This window comes from Lysobacter arenosi, assembly GCF_016613475.2.
Taxonomy (GTDB): Bacteria; Pseudomonadota; Gammaproteobacteria; order Xanthomonadales; family Xanthomonadaceae; genus Lysobacter_J; species Lysobacter_J arenosi.
In genome coordinates, this window is record NZ_CP071517.1 from 3,211,329 (window position 1) to 3,230,292 (window position 18,964).

Sequence of the window (18,964 nt, forward strand, 5' to 3'; positions counted from 1 at the left end):
CGCATCGTCGTCTGCGACCTGACCAGCCTTACACGGCCCATGTGCGCCGCACCAGAGAAGCGCTGATCCTAAATGTGAAGTTGCTGTGCATATCCGAAGGGCGCAGTCTTCATCAGGGTTGGCCGCATGGCGCCTCCACGCCGACGAACGGTAGCTGCGAACGCCTGCTCGCCCGCTGGTGGGACAGAGTTGGCGTATTGTGCGGTCATGATGCATCAGTTTCTCACCGCGAACCGGAAAGAACTAATTGCCCGCTGCCGGGCAAAGGTCGCCGAGCGATCGCCGCCTGGCGTAGCCGGTGAGGAGCTGGAGCATGGGGTCACTGTGTTCCTTGAGCAGGTGATCAAGACACTCGCGTTGGAACGGACATCGGATCCTATGCGGAGCCGAAAGGTTTCTGGCCGTTCCGGCGGGGGCAAGCCCGCGCTGTCGGAAATCGGCGATTCGGCGGCGCAGCACGGCAAGGAACTGATGCAGCATGGCTTCACGGTCGAGGAAGTGGTGCACGACTATGGTGACCTATGCCAAGCGATAACTGATTTGGCATTTGAGCAGGATGCGGCAATAAGCATCGATGAGTTCAGGACGCTCAATCGATGCCTGGACAACGCAATTGCTAACGCCGTGACCGAGTTTGGGTACCAACGCGACTTTGTCGTCGCCGACAAACAAGCAGACGCTCTGAATGAGCGGCTAGGATTCTTTGCCCACGAATTGCGCAATCAGTTGTGCACCGCCACCTTGGCGCTTTCTATCATCAAGGAGGGCAGCGTTGGTTTGACCGGCGCGACCGGTGGTGTACTCGACCGGGCCCTGGTCGGGTTGAGTAATCTTATTGACCGTTCCCTCGCAGAGGTCCGTATGACAGCGGGCATGCCGCTGCAGAATCGGCTCTTCTCGGTCGCGGATTTCCTTGCGGAGGTCAAGCTCTCCGCCTCGCTGGAAGCGGACGTGAGGGGTTGCAAGCTAACCGTCTCGGACGTGGATCCCCTGTTGGCACTCGATGTGGATCGGGACTTGCTGCTGTCGGCGGCCGGGAATCTCCTGCAGAACGCATTCAAGTTCTCGCACCCTCATGGTGAGATCAGCCTCAACGCCTATGCAGTGGCTGACCGTGTCCTGATCGACGTCGAAGACCAGTGCGGCGGCCTTCCGCCCGGCGACGCGGAGAAGATGTTCATCCCTTTCACGCAGGGCGCTGATGACAGGAGCGGTCTGGGATTGGGGCTGTCGATCTCTCGTCGCAGTATTGAGGCGAACCTGGGGGTCCTCAGCGTGCGCAACGTGCCAGGTTCCGGATGCGTCTTTACTATCGACCTACCTCGTCACTCGGTGGCGGAAGTGCCTTCGACCGTTTCGCCGGTGGTCGATTAGTTGTCAGCGAGGCAGATGGTGCACCTGCATCTTATCTATCGCGTAGTTCACTGACATATAGGTTGGCGACATGTGCGCCGCCGTTGCCCTCGCACGATTCAACGCGTCTTCGAGTCGGTGGGTCGTCGCAACGCCCTTCGGAAGCTGAGAAATGAGCGACTTGACGAGTTCGCGAAGGACCACCACTTCGCCGTGCAGGTTACAGAAGGCAATTTCCTGTTTGCTTGCCATGACGCTCTCCGATTAACAGTGACTTTGGTTCCTCCGGCACTACGTCCGGAGCGGGCGCTCTGTTTCTCGCCGTCTAAGGCTTCAATTTCCTAAAACGGGGACAGTCGCGAGCGCATTCACCAGCCATAAAGTGCTAGCGCCACCAGGGTGCCAGCCCCCGTCAACGCAGTGAACCAGTAGGTAGCCAGCATCACGGTCCTGCCGCGGCCGCAGTAATGCACGCCTTCCTGGTCCGCGCTCGAGAGGTAATCTCGATCGTGCAGATACCGCATCGTGACCCGTGCGCTGAGTGCGGTCCGGTCCTGCCAGAAGGCTGGCTGCGCGGCGTGCAGCCACTGGCGCGGATGCCGGACCCGTAGGCGCTGCAGGAAGGTCACCCAGATGGCCGTCTCCATAGCGATGGCCAATGCGAACGCCATACTCGTGAAGATCGTAATCCTGTTCATAGGAACCTCAACGACTTCTGACCGGTCTTCGGAACCTGTCAGCCGCCAATCTTGGCTCGGTAGAACGACTGTTCGGGATCCGTGCTATAGAGCGCTGCACCGGCCATCCCTCGTTCTCCGCCGCCTCGATCGCGGCAACCGAACCGCCAAACCCCGGGATCCGGGTCGGTCCATTTGCAACGACTCTGTGATGCTTAATTGGTTGCATGCTCGCTCTCTTCGTGGGAATCCCCGAACACCTGACTAGCGCGGAAACGCGCTGGTGAAAGGTAGGTGTTCGTGTGAGCAGACGGCATTGGCTCGGCACATGCTTCGCCAATGCCGACCTCCGTTCGACGCGAATCGTTATGGCTCCGTCGCTTCTGCAACTCTTTGGCGCGAGACCTTGCGCATTGCCGCTCGATGATCCGGTCAGCAGGAACTATTGAAGATCCGCCTCAGTCTGCACCAAGGAGGGTTACCCCTGGGTAACTCAGGCAGATGTAGGACTGTGAATAGTCTGCGCCGTCGTCTGTTAAACGCTGCGATCCCGAAGCAGGAACGTCTTGAGCGCCTCCACATAGCTGTAGTCGGCGGGAGAGAGGCGCGACTGCACATCCTCCAGCTGCGCCCGGAACGCCCAGCAAAGTTCAAGCATCTTCTTGTGGCTTTCCGCCTCGATCACCGCAGTTCGGCGTCGGACTTCAATCATGCTTTCCATGAAACGCCTGCTGCACGCGGCAGGCCCTTGAGGCATCCGCGTTAGACAACACGGTTAATATTTCAATGTAGCACCTTTGTGGCTGTCGCACCGATTCTCCCACGTCGACCTCTCGCCGCTGCGATGGCGCAGGCGTGTGATGATTCCGCGAAAGCGGCGCACACACCGCTGGGTGAACGAGATATCGATCCGATCACCAGATTACGGTTACGTAACACTCGATAGCGCAGCCTCCAGTGGCACTACGACGCAATGTCGTAACGGCCACTCAGCCGCGCAGCACGTCCCATTCCCCATCCGCTCTGAGCCCTATCGCCCCTGCCGTCCGGCAGGAGCTTGGCTTCGGCCATCCTCGATTCCGTGCCACCGCGGATCGCATCAAAGGCAATAATATTTATGAGCACCATGACCAATACCAGCACCAAGAACCTCGTCGATACTGCCGCTGCCAATGGGTCGTTCAAGACCTTTGGCAAGGCCATCGAACGTGCAGGCATGAGCGACACTCTGCGCGGCGTAGGCCCGTTCACAGTCTTCGCACCGACCGATGCGGCGTTCGACAAGCTTCCGGCGGGCAAGCTGGAGAACCTGTTCAAGCCGGAGAACAAGGAAGAACTGGTCTCGATTCTGAATTACCACGTCGTCAGCGGTCGCAAGACCATGGCCGATATCGGCAAGTCTGAAACAGCAAAGACGGTCAACGGTCAGTCGGCTCCGATCATGTTGACCAATGATAGGGTGAGCATTGACGGCGCGCGCGTCACCTCGGCGGACATCGGTTCCAGCAATGGTGTCATCCATGGAATCGACAAGGTCAATATTCCGACCAAGCAATAAAGTAGTCGGATTGACCAAGGGAAACGGCGGGCTTGCCTCGCCGTTTTCTTTGCTCAGTGCCACTTGCGAAGACGCCCGCGTTTGGCGGGTGCTGAGGGTGTCTTCGCTTCGATCGAGTTGCCCTGAAGATGCACTGTGAAGACGAGGGCCGACTACTACACGGATTGGCCTGCCACCCATGGACTTTCCCTCCATGCCATATGCCTGATATCGGCCAGAATGAAGATGATTGGCATCCACTCTCCACGTCTGCGCGACAGCACTTCGGGGGGCCGGGGGGCCGTACACGAGGAGCGTTATCGCCAGAGTGACCTTAGTCCGGCAGTTCGGGATGGTTCCTGCAAGGAACACTGTCGCCGATCTGCTGTTCGCGACGCGGGATAACGCCTAGCGGGGGACTACGCGGCCCACGGCCAACTTTTCGAAATCCTTGATGACAAGCGCGCCATCCAGGGGGGCTTAACTCCACGTAACGCGCAACGCCGCAATGACTGCGGCGTCACGTGCGGCTACCATTTTGTGCGTAACGTTGTTTGTGCATCGGACTGGTGTCATCCCCAGTCTTGCCATCCGGGCCTCCGTGCAGCTCTCTGCGAGATGAGGCTAAGCTGTGCAGATTCTTATGACCCAGGACTGCCGCGCCATCACCCAGGTGGGCAGTGCGGCGGCCCATCCCAGGCGTGCAGCTTGGGGAGCCCTGTGCGCATTCTCCTCCTAGAAGACAATGCACTGATGGCTGCATGCGTAGTGCTGGCTTTGGATGCCGAGGGCCACGACACTTTTCTTGCCTCAACGATAGCCAGCGCTTCCGAGGCGGTTGGCGCCATATCCTTCGACGTGGCAATGCTCGACATCGAGGTCGGCAAAGAGCTCTCTTTTGGTTTCGCCCATCATTTGGTGGTGAAAGCACCTGCACCTGGACTCCCCGGGTGGTCCACACACTGTTCGCAACCGATCTTCCGGGGATAGCTGTTCGGCGACGCGAGCATCGGTCCAAGCGGCGAGGTAGATCTGGACGTCCCGGGGGGGATCGCGGCCAACGGCGCTGGATGGCGCCGTTGGCCTGTTGCGCCTATTAGCCTACCTCAGCAACCAGCGCGCATTGTGTTGGCTGCGAGCGGCCTCGACAGCGTCTGCTCGGCGCGCTTCAGCTGGACGACGACTTGGCCGATCCAGTTGCCGAGCCGTCGCCTCCCACTCGGTGCGTCTCTTGAGCTGTTCGGAGGCATCCTTGGCAAAGGGCGCGCCGGCCCGGCGAAGCGCCCAGCAGCGATCGTTGCAGCGCCGACCCGGCCGCCCCAAGGGGATTGGCCGGGCCGCCGTGCGGATTACATCGACGTGGCTTTGACCGACACGCCCGTGAACGTGGCGGCACCCAGCACCTTTACGTAGTACGCGCCGGCGGCAGGTGCATTGATCGTGATCGTTTGGTTGTTGCCCGGGCGTTGCGATATCGCCTCGTAGCTGCTCGTGGTCGGCTCGCTCCCGTTCTTCGCCAACAGCTTCACCTGGCCGGTGCCACCGTAGGTGATGACGTTCAGGCGGGCCGTACCGGCCGCGACCGGGAACACATAGACGAAACCCTCGCCGGCATTGCCTCGCAGACCAGTGCGAGGCACACCATTGGTCAGCGGCTGGCCACCGGCGCGGGCGACCACGACGGCCGATCCGGCATCGACGATTCCAATGCCGAGGGGACGATCCGGCGCAATCGGGAACGGGCGCGCGGTCTGCTTCAGCAGTGCGGCAAGCTCCAGCGGCGACTTTGGCGTCGACAATGCGCTCTGCACGATCGCCGCCACGCCGGCGACATGCGGCGCCGCCATCGAAGTGCCGACCATGCCGCCGTAGCCGGCTTGTCCCGGCACCGTGGTGCCGAGGTTGACGGTCGACCAGATGTAGCCCTGGTTCTGGTTGGCGCCATCGTTGACGCCACCGCCCGGCGCGGCGATATCGATTCGGGCGCCGTAGTTCGAATAGCTCGCACGCTTGCCGCTGATGCCGTTGGAGCCGACGGTGATGACGTTCTGGCAGTTGGCCGGTGTGTGGGAGATGGCATCGGTGTTCTGGTTGCCGGCCGCAACTACTATGGTGGTGCCGCGCGCGACCGCGCTGTCGATCGCCGCCTGCGTGGCGACTTCGCAAGCGCCATTGCCCCCCAGGCTCATGTTGATCACTTCCGCCGGGTATTCGTTGTCGGGCACGCCCTCGACATGGCCGCCCGACGCCCAGACGATGGCATCGTTGATGTCGGAGTCGTAACCGCCGCAGTGGCCGAGCACGCGCACCGGGACGATCCTGGCGTCGAAGGCGACGCCGGCCATGCCGGCGCCGTTGTTGCTCACAGCCGCGACCGTGCCGCTGACGTGGGTGCCGTGCCAGGAGCTGCTCCGCGCCGGCGTGCCGGCGCCGCAGGCGTTGGCCGCGACCCAGTCGCCGGTGTCGGCACCGCCCGGCACGCGGCCGTCGGTAGCGCGACCGGAGACTTCGTGATCGACGATGAAGTCATAGCCGGGCAGCAAGTTGCCGGCCAAGTCAGGATGCTCGGTGACGCCGGTATCAAGCACCGCCACGACCACGCCCTGGCCGGTGGCGCCACCGTCCCATGCTGGCTGCGCACCGGCGCCGCCTACCGGGTGGTTGTAGTGCCACTGGTGGCTGGCATAGAACGGGTCGTTCGGGACGCCGGTCGGCTGGCGCAGCCGGTCCGGCACGATGTACTCGACCGCCGGATCGGCGGCGATGGCGAGCATGAAGTTCTGCGCTTCGACGCGGTCGAGCTTGCGCGACAAGCGCACCAGGTGCGCACCACTGGCCGCGAGGCGGCGCAGGTGGCGCGCGCGCGGTGCAGCGCCGGCGGCGCGCAGTACCGTGCGTGAGGCGACGGAATCGAGCGTGCGCGTGAGTTGTGCTGCGTCGGACTGGGCGGCCGCGCCATTGCGGTACTTGACGATAAAGCGGTCATTGCTGCCGTCATCGTTGCCCAGCGCGCTGAAATCGGCGCGAATCAGCTTAGGTTGCGCCGGGCCGGCCGACAGCGCGGTGCCGGTGGCGCCGGCGACGATGGCGGCGGCGAGTGCCAGGGAAAGTGCCTTGTGCTGCATGAGAGTGTCCCGAAGAGATGAGGGTTGGAGCGTTCCCGCCCAGTGGCAGTCATGCCTGGGAACCGGGCACCGAGATCGCGGCGCCCGGCGCGATCACCAGCTAAAGCCCGCGCCCGCGCCGACGCTGGAGTCGTCGCTGGTGAAGGCTGCGCCGGCGGAAACGCTGGCGCGGTTGTTGTTGAAGGCGCGCTGGTAGCCGACCGAGATGGCGGCTTCGCTTCCGTAGGTGCCGACGCCGACGCCGACACGGTTCACGCCCGACAGGCCGGAGGTGTTTGCGCTCATCTGCGCCATCGCCGCGCCCATCGCACCGACGCGCTGGATGCGCTCGTCGTTTTCGACGAGCCGCTCGCTGACCGTGTCCTGCCACTGGTCCATGGCCTGGAAGCGCGCGTCGGTGTACGCGTTGGCATCGTTCAGGGTGCGCGTTGCCTGCGCGCGCACCTGGGCGACGTTGGCGGCGTCGCTGTCCTGCGTACCTGCGGCAACGTTGGTCACCTGGCGTTGCGTGCCGGCGTTGCCGACCGATACGGTGTTGGCACGATCGGCGACCGCACCCTGTCCGATCGCCACCGCACCGGTCGCGTCCGCCTGCACCACCGCGCCCTGGCCCAGTGCCGTGCCGCTGGCCGCCTGCACCGACGCACTTTCGCCGATTGCCACCGCGTTGGTCGCTGCCGCCGCGACGCTGGCATTGGCACCCACCGCGGTGCTGCCGTCGGCCTCGACGCGGGCATTGCCGCCGATGGCGGTGTCGTTGGGGCCGGCCGCAAAGGCGCTGCTGCCCAGGGCAATGCCGTTGGCACCGTTGGCGGAAGCGTGTGAACCGACCGCCACGCCCTTGGTCCCCGCGCCGACCGTGGCCTTGTCGCTGCCATCGCCGACACCGTCCACCGAAATCAGGTCGACCTGCTGGACTGCGTTGCGCAGCGTGCCGATGTCGTTCTCGACGTCGGTCAGGCGGCCATCGACGCCATCGACACGCGCATTGGTATCGGCCCAGGCCCTGCTCGACGCCGTCGACGCGGCCGTTGGTGTCAGCCAGGCCCTGCTCGACATCGTCGACGCGGGCATGGGTGTCGGCCAGGTCCTGGCTCACCGCATCAACCTGGCCCTGCATCCCGTCGATGCGGCCGTTGGTGTCGGCCAGGCCTTGTTCGACGCCGTCGACGCGGGTGTTGACGTCGGCCAGGCCCTGGCCAAGCTCGGCCGAGACCGCGTTGAGCTGGTTGACGTTGACCGCATCGGTGCCGTTTTTGCCCGCGGCGACATTGCTCAGCTGGCGCTCGCCGCCGACGCTGCCGATCGACACTTCGCCGACCGAGTTCTGGCCGGTGAGCAGGCCACTGCCGTCGGTGTAATTGCTCAGGGCACCCACGGTGGTCCGCGAACCTGCGCCCAGCGCCACCGAGTTGGCGAACGTCGCGCTGCTGTTGGGTCCCAGTGCCATCGCGTTGGCCGTCGTCGCGCTGACCAGGCTGTTGGCACCGAACGCGATCGAGTTGTCGCTGTTGCTGGTGCCGGTGGAGGTGCCTGCCACACGCGCGCATTCGCGCCCAGCGCCATCGCATTGGCCGCGTACTGCACCTTCGCGTTGAAGCCCATCGCCACCGAGTTGACGGACTTGAGCTGGCTGAAGTCCAGAGAGTCGGCGACATACCCTGGCGCGGTCGGATCGCCGCCCGTACCGGGCTTTGCGACCGGCGCCACATCCTGGACGCCGGCACTGGTGCCCAGGGCCAGGCTCTGCACGCCAGCTGCGCTCGCGCTCGCACCGAGTGCGGTGGCGTTCTGGGTGGCGGCCGCGGCGGAACCGATGGCAGTGCCATTGGCGGTGAACAGGTATTCGCCGCTGAGGGTGGCCGGCGCGCCTGTCTGCCCGTAATAGGCCGTCATCGCCTTCTGGCCCATGACCGTGTTGTTGCTGCCCGGCGCAACGGCGCTGTAGCCGATGGCGATCGAGTTGGCGCCCACGCCAGGCTCGATCCGGAAGTTCTGGTGGTAGCCCGCCCAGTTGCCGATCGCAATCGCATTGTCATGGTAGGCATGCGCGTTCGCGCCCATAGCCACCGTGTTGTAACCCTGTGCGACCGAAGCAAACCCGACGGCGACCTGGCCAGTGGCATCGACCGCAGTGTTGCTCTTGGCAACGTTCGTGTTTGCATGCAGCGGCAGGTAGCCGACCACCGTCGACAGCGCACCGATGGCGACACCGTTGCCACTTTTGGCCCACGCCTGGTTGCCGATCGCGGTGGCGTTGAATGCAGTTGCCTGTGCCCCCGTGCCCATCGCCATGGAACTCGGGCCTGACGAAAATGCGTTGACGCCCAAGGCCAGGGAGCCGGTGGCCTGAGCGTTTGCGCCGTTGCCGATGGCGGCGGCGCCTTCGCCGCTGCCCGTGCTGGCGCTACCGAGCGCGAGCGAATTCGGGCCGCTTGCGCTGCTGCCGGAACCGAACGCGGCGCTGGCCGTGCCGGTCGCGTTGCTGCTGCCACCGATGGCCGTGCTGTTGATGCCGTCGGCGATCGAACCGTAACCGTAAGCACTGCTGTTTAGTGCGTTGGCTGCGGCGTTGACGCCGCTGGCAGTGCTGTTGTCGCCCAGCGCGAAGGTGCCGGTGCCGAGCGCGACACTGTTGACGCCGCCGGCCCAGCTGTAGGCACCGAAGGCCGCACTGTTGTCGGCCTCGGCCAAGGCATAGGCGCCGTTGGCGGTGCTGTAGCTGCCAGCCGCGCCGCTGGCCGTGCCGACCGCGGTGGCGCCCAGGCCGCCCGCGTCGGCATCCGTGCCCAATGCGGTGCTCTCGTCACTGCTGGCCTGCGCACCGGCGCCGACGGCGGTGGAGCGCACGCCCGATGCGAGCGCGTTGGCGCCGCAGGCAACTGCCTGCGGATCAGTGGCCGAGCCAACCGGATTGCCCGAGGAATCGACGCAGAACGATTGTGCGTTGGCGAGTGCCGGGGCCAGGCCCAGCGCAAGGACGGTGGCATGGGCCAGACGCGCGCAGCGCAGTCGGCCCGCAGCGGGATGCAGAGTCATGTTCTTCTCCGACGACTAGGCCGCATGGGGCCTTGTCGGGTTGCGGTTGCAGGATGTTCAACGGGGCATGCGTCACGATTCCCTAGGACGCATGCCCGCAGCCTAGGCAGCCGGTTACAACGTGGATTTGATCGTCGGTGCCAAGGTTTGACCACGCGTTCCAGCCGCACGCCTGAACAGGCTCATGGCCGCAGCTCGGATGCCCGCACCTGGCCCGGCGTCATCCCGAAGCGGCGTTTGAACAAGCGCGTGAAGGCGTGCAGGTCGAGGAAGCCGTGCTGGAACGCAACCTGGCCGATGTTGACCTGAGCCGACGCGGTCGCCAGCGCGGCGCGGCAGCGCAGCAGGCGCCACTCGCGCAGATAGCCCAGCACGGTCAGCGATCTGGCGGAGAACAGGCGGTACAGCGAGGTGCGCGAGCATCCCACTGCCGCGGCCACTTCGTCGACAGACAGGTCGGGGCGGCGGAAATGCGTCTGCAGGTACAGCTGTGCCTTTGCCAGCAGGATGTCGTGGCCGGCCAGTGCCTCACTTTGGCCGGCGCCATGGTCACGCAATCCCAGCACCGTCAGCTCCACCAAGGCCTCGAGGACACGCTCGCACGCGGCGGCGTCCAGTTCGCTGCCGCGCGCAGCAAGCAGGCGTAGCTGCGACTTGAGCGCGTTCGACAGCACCGGGTCATCGATCGGCATCACCGCCCGCCCGGGTCGCCTCGAGGCCGTACCCGGCAAGTCCAGCTTGCTGCGTTCGGGCAATTGCAGGCACAAGTCGGAATGCGCGCTCCATTCGGCCTGTTTCACCGCCGCCGTGTCGAGAACGAACAGATCGCCCTGTCCCACTTCGGATTGGCTGTCTCGCGCATGGGCACTGATGCGCGCCTGGCCCGAGAGCAGGAACACCAGGCGGATGCGGCCTTGCGCAGCGTCAAAAGGACGCACACGCGCGGCGGCGGCGCGGCTGTGCAGGAAGCGGACATCGCCCTCGCCCCAGGCACTGTACTCGCCGACGAACTGGTGGGCCTTCTCCACGCCGGGCTGGAGCTGCAGGTCCCAGTTGTAACGTTCGCGCGAGATCGCCCGCCATTGCTCGAAGGTGAACCGGCCCGAAGCCTCGCCGGGCCTGTTGCCGATGCCATCGACGGGGCAGTCCGCTGCCCGCGTGGACGAGACCGGCCGGGGCGATCGGCGTCGAGAGTGGGATCTGGTCTTGTCGGACATCGGATGTCCCGCCGCAATGCCACCGCCTGGGCGAGTCGGCATGCGCGGGTTGCAGGGGCTAGGGAGCCACGGGCTCGGCAGCGCCGATTACCGCAGCTTCCAACCCGGCTGGCTTGGCCTGGCGCGTCAGCGAGTTGGCATCACGTGACAATCATCGGAAAATGTTTATCTGCTTGCGTTTCGCCATTGCTGCTTGCCTTGAACCACGCCGGCCCCCTGATCCGCATCTCCTCGCTGGCCCGATACCGTGAGCTCGTCCGCGAGCTCGGCGGGCACCCGGAAGCGTTCCTGCGCGAGTTCAACATCGCGCCTGAGCTGCTCGACGTCCATCACGCGATGATCCCGATGCAATCGATGGTGCAACTGTTCGAACTGACGGCGTCGCAACTGGACTGCGCGGATTTCGGCCTGCGCCTTTCGGCGCAGCAGGACTGGAACGTCATCGGCCCCGTCTCCCTGATCGCGCGAAACGCACCCGACGTCGGCGCTGCCCTGGACGACTTCGCCCGATTCGTGGGTTTCTACAGCGCCGGCACCATCATCGCGCTGGACCGTACCGACCCGGCCGCACCACGCTTGACCTACCGTTTCGAACTCGGCCGTGAGATCACGCGCCATCGGCAGACCGTCGAACGCGCCCTGGGCGTGATGCACAACACCATGGCCCTGCTGCTGGACGACAGAGCCTTCCATGCCCAGGCGGTGCTGTTCCGCCACGGAGCCGCATTGCCGCTGCAGCGCTACCGGAAGCACTTCAAGACAAATGTCCTGTTCGGCCAGGAGGTGGACGGCCTGGTCCTGCATCCGGCGCAGATCATCCGTCCGATATCCCAGCACAACCGCATGATGCGGGAATTCCTCATCGACTTTGTCAGCAGTGCAATGTCGCGCCACCCGCGTACCGTCCGCGAGCTAGTGACAGCGGCTATCGACCGCCTGCTCCCGACCGGACGCTGTACGCTGCACGCCGTGGCCGAGCAGCTCGCGCGGCGTGAACGAACGTTGCAACGGCAGCTGGCGAACGAAGGCGTGACCTTCGAGCAAGTGGTCGACGCGGTGCGGCGCGACTGGTCGGAGTCATACCTGGCCGAACTGGCCATGCCGATCGCGCAGATCGCCGGGCTGCTGGGCTATGGCGAGCAGAGTTCGTACAACCGCGCCTGTCGGCGCTGGTTCGGCCAGACCCCGCTGGAAAGGCGCAGGGCGCTATTGGGCTAGACGCTATCGGACCCACCCCTATAGCCGCAGTTCCTCTTCGACCGCGAGGTTCTCCTGCGCGAGCGAGCGTTGCCGCCGCGACCAGGCGCCCGGAAGCGAAGAAACCGGTAGCAAGTACTTGCGCGCCGGTTCCGCCGGCATCGGTGCGCAGTGGGGCAGGTGGAAGCCCTGCAGCGGCAGGCGCACTAATTCGGAGATTCCAGGTAGAGCCCGACCAAGCCTGGTCCGCCCGACTGCCGATGCTTCTGGCCGTTAGCGGTCTTTGAAGCGGCTGAGGCCGGAGATGGTTGTCCCGACCGCTTCCGACCCGAAACGGACGCTGCGGCCATCGGCATTCGGCCTCCGCTGGGTCGTGACGACGGCGTGACCAAGGTCCATGAAGGGCCCACCTAGGATCACGCTCCGAACTCCGGTTTCCCTGCGCTGGGTTCTCAAGGAGGGCTCATGCATTCTCGGCGACTCGCAACATGGCTCGCGGCCGTCACCATGCTGGCCTTACCGAAGGCATACGCCCAGGACGCGGATGAGTTAGCCAAGCAGCTTTCCAACCCGATCGCCAGCCTGATCAGTGTCCCTTTGCAGTTCAACTATGACGATGGCATCGGGCCAACCGATGACGGAAGCAAGAGCTACGTCAACGTGCAGCCGGTGATTCCAGTCTCGATTGGCGAGAACTGGAACATGATCTCGCGCACGATCATTCCGATCGTGTACCAGGAGGACATCTTCCCCGGAGCGGGCAGCCAGTTCGGCACGGGTGATGTTCTGCAGAGCCTCTTCTTCTCGCCAAAGGCATTGACGGCGTCTGGCTGGACATGGGGCGTGGGCCCCGCCTTGCTACTGCCAACGGCCAGCGATGATCTCCTGGGCTCAGACAAATGGGGCGCCGGGCCCACCGCCGTTGGGTTGAAACAGACTGCGTCGGGTTGGACGTATGGCGCGCTGGTGAACCACATCTGGTCGTTCGCGGGTGACGACGATCGTTCCGACATCAGCTCCACCTTCCTCCAGCCGTTCCTGGCGAAAGGACTTGGCCAGGGACGGACGCTGTCGCTCAACCTGGAGTCGACTTACGACTGGAAGGCCGAGCAATGGACGGTGCCTATCAACCTCGGATACTCCAAGGTCAGCAAAATCGGGACGCAACTGGTGAGCTACCAGGGCGGCGTCCGCTACTACGTCGAGGCGCCCGACAGCGGCGCCGAATGGGGGCTGCGCTTCACCTTCACCTTGCTTTACCCGGCGAAGTAAATGCTGTGCGCTTGGCGCGCCCGCCAGCGAGGACATGACCATGAGCCGCGTCGATGACCGTTCCGCTCCGTTGCGCACGATCCTGCTGATCGCGGCGCTCGTCATGATCACCACGCCCGGCTGCAACAGGTCCGACGCTCCCACCGCGCAGAGCCCAAAACCTTCCGCCGCCCCGGCCGCTGATGCCGAGCAGCCGACTGATCAGGAGATCGTTGACGCCTGGTCCTATTTGTACGGGCGCTACCTGGTGCTGCAGCAGGAAGACCACGACATCAACGTCGAGAAGGTCGGCTTCAACAAGATCAAGTACAACCCCCTCGGCTCGGCGCAGTTCGTCAATCCCAACATGGACGTCGCCTACCTAGAAGCCTGGATCGCGGTGGACAAGGACCACGCGGTGGTCCTCAACGTGCCGAAGGTGACTGGTCGCTACTACACGGCGCAGCTGCTCGATGGCTGGGGCGAGGTCATCGCCAATATCAACGAGCGCACCTATCCCGACCACCCCAACGGCAAGTTCGCGCTGGTGCTGAAGGGTTCCAACCCACCGGTGCCGACCGATGCGGTCAAGATCGAGTTGCCGGCCGCGAAGGCGAAGCTGCTTGCCAGAGTGGAACTCAAGGACAGCCCGGCCCAGGCCAAGAAGCTACAGGAGCAGTTCACGCTGGAGGTGCCGGAAGGCATCCAGATCGAACCCCCGCTGGCGATATCGGAGTTCACTCCCGCCAAACCGATCGGCGTCGAGATCTTCGACAATGTATCAGGCGTGCTGGAGACCTACCCCGACCGCATGCCCAAGGCCCCGCAGTACCAGGCCCTGGCCGAGAAGATCGCCGCCTACCTCAAGGCCAATCCGCAGGCGCGCGATAGCGTAGCCTCGATCGTGAACGAACGCGCCGTGCCGGAGTTCCTGCAGCGCATCAAGGGCTTCGGCACGCAAAAGGGCGGTTGGTCCGTGACCTACGCAGCCGGCAAGTTTGGCAACGACGTCGCCGCCCGCGATGTCATCAACTATGGCGGCCTGTGGGCCAACACCGCCGACGAAGCGCTGTACTTCATCGGGTTGACCGACAGCGAGATGCGCCCGCTCGATGGCAGCAAGACCTACGAGATCCGCTTCCCCAAGGGCGGCATGCCCGATTCTCAGGTCAATGCGTTCTGGTCGGTGACGGCCTACAGCGTGCCGGACTTCCGCGTCGTGCCCAACCCGCTCAAGCGCTACAACCTCAACAACATCTCGCGCCTAAAGGCCAACCCCGACGGCACCACGAGCATCTGGCTGGCGCCGAAGCTTCCCAAGGGCACCGACGAGAGCAACTGGCTGCCAACGCCCGACGGCAAGGGCTACTCGCTGAACTTCCGCATGTATGGCGCAAAGGCCGACGTGGTGAACGGCAAGTGGTTCCCACCGCCGATCGAGGCGAAAGCGCAGTAGCTTCGCCAAATTTCGATCTCGTGATCTCTCCCAGGAGATTCGACATGAATGTCCGGCTCATCACCATCGCCATCCTAATCACCTTACTGATCGCGTCCTGCAATGTGCCTGAAACCGGCGCGCCCACGCAGGCGAACGCGCCCCAGACGGCTGCGCCGGCGGTCCCTACTGCGGCGCCGGCCGACGACGGCAGCCGCTTCGACACATTGGCCAACGCCGCATTCGTCGAGAACCGACCGACGGCGGAGACGGCGAAGATGCTGCGTGACGAACTGCTGTTCCAGCGCGCCACGCAGACCTACCTGTGGGCCTTTCCGTTGATCAACACCCTCGGCATGAAGGTTGGCTCCGAGAAGACCTTCGGCGCCGGCTACAACGTCCTGCCCGTGTGGAAGAAGCGCCTTGATGCCAAGACGCTGGTCACCACACCGAACTCCGATGTCATCTATGCGATGAGCTACCTCGACCTTGGCAAGGACGGCCCGATGGTGTTCGAAGCACCGGCGGGACTGCAGGGCATCCTGCTGGACTTCTGGCAGCGCCCCATTCCGGTCGACGGCGGCAAGTTCTTCGGTGACGTCGGAATGCCCGGACCGGACGGGGGCAAGGGCGGAAAGTTCCTGATTGTGCCGCCGGGCTACAAGGGCAACGTGCCGTCGGGCTATTACGTGTACCGCTCGGGCACCAACAACGTATTCGTGTTCCTGCGCTCGTTCTATCAGGACCCGAATGACCTGTCGGGCGCGGTCGCTACCATGGAAGGCGCGAAGATCTATCCACTCGGCGCGGCCAATCCGAAGCCGATGGAGTTTCCGGATGCGTCGGGCAAACCGGCGAACCTGCTGCCGATCAGCGACGCCACCGCCTTCGACGAGCTGAAGAAGCTGCTTGACAGCGAGGGCGCCAACCTGGGTGACCCCGATTGGCTGGGCATGCTGGCAGGCATCGGCATCGTCAAAGGGCAGCCGTTTAATCCAGACGCCAATACGCGAGCCATCCTCGATAAAGCGGCGAAGACGGGCTACAAGATGAGTCGGGTGATCGGCTTCGAAGAGAAGGTCAGCGGGCGCGACTTCCGCGTCTACCCAGACCGACGCTGGGTCAATCCCGTGGCGGACGGAACGCCGGAAAACCCGGGAGGACCGTTCGACCTGGCCTCGCGCCGAAAGGCAGAGGGCTATACCGACATCGACACGCGCGTCTGGTTCTTCACAGACTACTACTCACTAAGTCCCGGCATGCTGTCGCAGATTCCAGGCAAGGGCGCGAAGTACATGATCGCCTTCACCGATAGCAAGGGCGTGCCTCTCACGGGCGGCAAGGATTACAGCCTGAAGTTGCCGGCCAACATTCCGGCGGCAAACTTCTGGTCGGTCACCCTGTACGAAGCCGAGAACGCGTCTGGCTACGCCAGCGGCCGCCCGTTCCCGTCGCTGGGTTCCCGCGACAAGCCCAAGCAGAACGCGGACGGAAGCACAGACGTCTACTTTGGACCGAAGTCGCCTGTCGGCAACGAGACGAACTGGATGGAAACCGTACCCGGCAAGGGCTACTTCGCGATTCTGCGGCTCTACTCGCCGACCGAACCGGCGATCAGCAAGAGCTGGAAGCCCGGCGATATTGAGCCGGTCCGGTAGTTGATGGTTTCTGCGGGAGTCAACGGGAGCTTCGCCATGCACACCTCTGTCGGCCTTGCCGTTCAATCCGTTTCGACCCTGACGCTTGCCGTCGGCCTTGTGACTGCTGGCTGCACCAAAAGCGACGGGAACGGACCGACGGACGCTGGAACTTCCGCCGCGCCGGCGGCCACCGAGACAGCGTCCGCGGACCTGTCGAAGGGCGAAGGCAGGCAGGTCATCGACTCCCGGCTTGGCAAGCTCGAACTGGTCAACGGTTTCCCGACCGATGAAACGGTGAAGAAGATCTATGACGACATGGACTTCCAGCGCGCCACGCAGGCGTACATCTGGGCACTGCCATATATGGCAATGACCGAATGGCAACGCTGGTCGCGCGATGTGTTCGGCGCAGGCAACACCGGCTACGTCGACTACCTGAACTTCAAGGACAAGCTGGGCATCCTGACCGCCAATGCGACCACGCCCTATGCGCAGGCGTTTCCCAATCTCGCGGAGACCGGGCCACTGGTGTTCGAGTTCCCGCCCGGCGCGGCGGCCGGCGGGCTGATCGACTTCTGGGAACGCCCGATCACCGACACCGGGCAACTGGGGCCGGATAAGGGCAACGGCGGCAGGTACCTGCTGCTCGGTCCGAACGATCCTGACATCAAAGCGCCCGGCTACTTCGTGTTCCGCTCGCCGACGAACAACGTCTGGTCGGGACAGCGTGCGCTCGACCCGGACCCCGCGAAGGCCCGCGAGATCATCGCAAAGATGAACATCTATCCCTACAGTGTGCGCGCAAACCCGCCAGCGCCAAAACACGTCACGCCTCGGGGCAGGACCTGGTTAGCGGCTCAACCACGCGGCCTCGCGTATTGGGAAGGCTTGGCCAAGACCATCAACTCCGAACCGGCGCAGGAGCGCGACCGCATCCTCCTGGCCATGCTCGTGCCGCTCGGCATCGAGAAGGGTAAACCGTTCAATCCCGACGAACGCCAGAAGCGGATCCTGATCGAGGCGGCGCAAGTCGGCGAAGTCATGGCTCGCGCCAACGGATATGCCAAGCGTTTCCCGGGTGCGACGGTGTGGCCGGGCAAGCACTGGGAGTACTCGCTGTTCCTGAAAGAGACGACCCAGGAGCTGCCCAACTACACACAGCTCGACGAACGCGCGTCGTGGTTCTACGAAGCCGTCGGTGTGACCGTAGGCATGATGGGGCGCACCGTGGGTGCCGGGCAGGTGTATCTGGAATCGCAGAAGGACGGCGCCGGCGCATGGCTGGACGGCGGCAAGCAATACACGCTACACGTGCCGCCCAATGCGCCCGTGGCGCAGTTCTGGTCGTTCACGGTGTACGACAACGTCAGTCGCGCGTTGATCGACACTGGCAGCTACCCAGACCGCTCCTCGCGCGACGACATTGTCAAGAACCCGGACGGTTCGGTAGATCTGTACTTCGGCCCCTCGCCGCCGGCGGGTAAGCCGCAGTCGAACTGGATCAAGACGCTGCCAAATCGTGGCTGGTTCACGTACTTCCGGCTCTATGGCCCCACTGATACCTATTTCGACAAGAGCTGGGTGCTGCCGGATATACAGGCAAGGCGAGGCTGAGCCGAATGACCGCTACTGGCCGTTAGCGGACATGGGGGCAGGGCGGAGCCCACGGCTCCGACGGCCAATCCGCTCTGAACAAGGCCGAACTTCGCTAACGCGGGACGCAATTACCAAGTGCGGCAATCGTGAGGGGTGGCAGGGACAGGCCGCCCCCAAAACGAGGCTGGCGCGGTCACATGCCGAGCGTCCGTCGCCTACAAGTCGGTGGACGAAGGTGGACCACTGTCGCTTCTGGGGACGGGACCGCCCCTCGTAGCAGGCGCTGTCCGTACGAGGCGCTTTACCCATTCGACCATTTGCGCATGGGCAATAACACGCCCGGCATCGACGTCGGCAAGTGCCTCGAGTGTCGCCTGATGTCTGCTTGTCTGGGAATCACTTTGCATTGGCATGGGTCTCTCGAATCGGGATCATCCATCGCCAAGCGGTATGGATGCATTTCTAACCCCCCGTCAGCGAGTGGGGGTTAGCGTCATGGGTGGGCCCAAGGTAGCGGGATCATTGGCGCACACGCCCATGCGAAGGTCCCATGAAACACAATAGCTCGATCAATCAGCTTGGTCACAATTGGCAACGCTCGGCAATCCTCCTAGCCCTTGGCCTGCTATTCATCTACGAATTTGACGTAGAACGGATAAGCGGGTGGTGGACCATCCTTCAGCCGGGAATCGACGCATTTGCGATGTCGCAAGCTTCCAGGAGCAGCGCCACGCTGCTGGATGCGCGAGCAAAACTCTTCGAGCGCCTTCCCAGAGTTCGGCAGGCCTTGGCTTGGGCAGAAAGGGTGATTGCCGTTCTGATCCCACTTGGCACCTGAACGACAACGCACGTACCCAGGAGGTCTGCCCCGGTCCGGAATCTCTTCGTTCAAAGCGG

Annotated in this window: 15 protein-coding genes and 2 pseudogenes; 9 read left to right on the top strand and 8 right to left on the bottom strand. The window is 64.0% G+C overall.

The window, feature by feature from the left end; all coding sequences use genetic code 11:
- Nucleotides 1-207 precede the first annotated feature (207 nt).
- Nucleotides 208-1,374 (top strand): sensor histidine kinase, encoded by a 1,167-nt coding sequence (locus HIV01_RS14805; RefSeq protein WP_200608326.1) that lies wholly within the window; start codon nt 208-210, stop codon nt 1,372-1,374.
- 3 nt (nt 1,375-1,377) lie between these two features.
- Here the strand turns inward: HIV01_RS14805 and HIV01_RS14810 are convergent, their stop codons facing one another.
- From HIV01_RS14810 to HIV01_RS14820, 3 genes are all read right to left on the bottom strand, one after another.
- Nucleotides 1,378-1,605, bottom strand: coding sequence for a hypothetical protein (locus HIV01_RS14810; RefSeq protein ID WP_200608328.1), 228 nt, complete (start codon nt 1,603-1,605; stop codon nt 1,378-1,380).
- Nucleotides 1,606-1,721: 116 nt separating this feature from the next.
- On the bottom strand, nt 1,722-2,051 hold the full coding sequence (locus HIV01_RS14815) for a hypothetical protein (RefSeq protein WP_200608330.1): 330 nt from the start codon (nt 2,049-2,051) through the stop codon (nt 1,722-1,724).
- Nucleotides 2,052-2,565: 514 nt separating this feature from the next.
- A complete protein-coding gene (locus HIV01_RS14820; RefSeq protein WP_200608332.1) occupies nt 2,566-2,751 on the bottom strand; it encodes a hypothetical protein in 186 nt (61 codons plus the stop codon).
- A 396-nt stretch (nt 2,752-3,147) separates the two neighbouring features.
- Here HIV01_RS14820 and HIV01_RS14825 point away from each other — a divergent pair, with 396 nt between their 5' ends.
- Both HIV01_RS14825 and HIV01_RS14830 read left to right on the top strand, forming a co-directional pair.
- On the top strand, nt 3,148-3,588 hold the full coding sequence (locus tag HIV01_RS14825) for a fasciclin domain-containing protein (RefSeq protein WP_200608333.1): 441 nt from the start codon (nt 3,148-3,150) through the stop codon (nt 3,586-3,588).
- Nucleotides 3,589-4,287: 699 nt separating this feature from the next.
- A complete protein-coding gene (locus tag HIV01_RS14830; protein WP_207526988.1) occupies nt 4,288-4,557 on the top strand; it encodes a response regulator transcription factor in 270 nt (89 codons plus the stop codon).
- Nucleotides 4,558-4,916: 359 nt separating this feature from the next.
- Here HIV01_RS14830 and HIV01_RS14835 read toward each other — a convergent pair whose 3' ends face one another.
- The 5 genes and pseudogenes from HIV01_RS14835 to HIV01_RS14855 form a co-directional block, all read right to left on the bottom strand.
- Nucleotides 4,917-6,692, bottom strand: a complete 1,776-nt coding sequence (locus tag HIV01_RS14835) for a S8 family peptidase (RefSeq protein ID WP_200608337.1) — start codon at nt 6,690-6,692, stop codon at nt 4,917-4,919.
- A gap of 93 nt (nt 6,693-6,785) precedes the next feature.
- Nucleotides 6,786-7,529: pseudogene (locus tag HIV01_RS14840) on the bottom strand (YadA family autotransporter adhesin); the annotation flags it as partial.
- 385 nt (nt 7,530-7,914) lie between these two features.
- Nucleotides 7,915-8,142: pseudogene (locus tag HIV01_RS18410) on the bottom strand (autotransporter adhesin YapN); the annotation flags it as partial.
- Entirely contained in the window at nt 8,058-9,731 is a 1,674-nt protein-coding gene (locus HIV01_RS14850; protein ID WP_207526990.1) for a hypothetical protein, read from the bottom strand. The pseudogene HIV01_RS18410 and the gene HIV01_RS14850, both read right to left, overlap by 85 nt.
- A gap of 182 nt (nt 9,732-9,913) precedes the next feature.
- Nucleotides 9,914-10,948 carry a helix-turn-helix domain-containing protein gene (locus HIV01_RS14855; protein WP_200608340.1) on the bottom strand — a complete coding sequence of 345 codons (1,035 nt, stop codon included), beginning with the start codon at nt 10,946-10,948 and terminating at the stop codon, nt 9,914-9,916.
- A gap of 198 nt (nt 10,949-11,146) precedes the next feature.
- On the opposite strand from HIV01_RS14855, the gene HIV01_RS14860 reads away from it, so the two are divergent.
- The 6 genes from HIV01_RS14860 to HIV01_RS14885 all read left to right on the top strand — a co-directional run bounded on the left by HIV01_RS14860 (nt 11,147) and on the right by HIV01_RS14885 (nt 18,905).
- Nucleotides 11,147-12,166: an AraC family transcriptional regulator ligand-binding domain-containing protein gene (locus HIV01_RS14860; RefSeq protein ID WP_207526991.1), complete on the top strand. Its 1,020-nt coding sequence runs from the start codon at nt 11,147-11,149 to the stop codon at nt 12,164-12,166.
- A 444-nt stretch (nt 12,167-12,610) separates the two neighbouring features.
- Nucleotides 12,611-13,417 (top strand): transporter family protein, encoded by an 807-nt coding sequence (locus HIV01_RS14865; RefSeq protein WP_245156824.1) that lies wholly within the window; start codon nt 12,611-12,613, stop codon nt 13,415-13,417.
- Between the two features lie 40 nt (nt 13,418-13,457).
- Entirely contained in the window at nt 13,458-14,852 is a 1,395-nt protein-coding gene (locus HIV01_RS14870; RefSeq protein ID WP_200608344.1) for a DUF1214 domain-containing protein, read from the top strand.
- Between the two features lie 44 nt (nt 14,853-14,896).
- Nucleotides 14,897-16,489 carry a DUF1254 domain-containing protein gene (locus HIV01_RS14875; RefSeq protein WP_207526992.1) on the top strand — a complete coding sequence of 531 codons (1,593 nt, stop codon included), beginning with the start codon at nt 14,897-14,899 and terminating at the stop codon, nt 16,487-16,489.
- Nucleotides 16,490-16,525: 36 nt separating this feature from the next.
- A complete protein-coding gene (locus tag HIV01_RS14880; RefSeq protein ID WP_207526993.1) occupies nt 16,526-18,085 on the top strand; it encodes a DUF1254 domain-containing protein in 1,560 nt (519 codons plus the stop codon).
- A 532-nt stretch (nt 18,086-18,617) separates the two neighbouring features.
- Complete coding sequence (locus tag HIV01_RS14885) at nt 18,618-18,905, top strand: hypothetical protein (RefSeq protein WP_200608349.1); 288 nt, start codon at nt 18,618-18,620, stop codon at nt 18,903-18,905.
- Nucleotides 18,906-18,964: the final 59 nt, after the last annotated feature.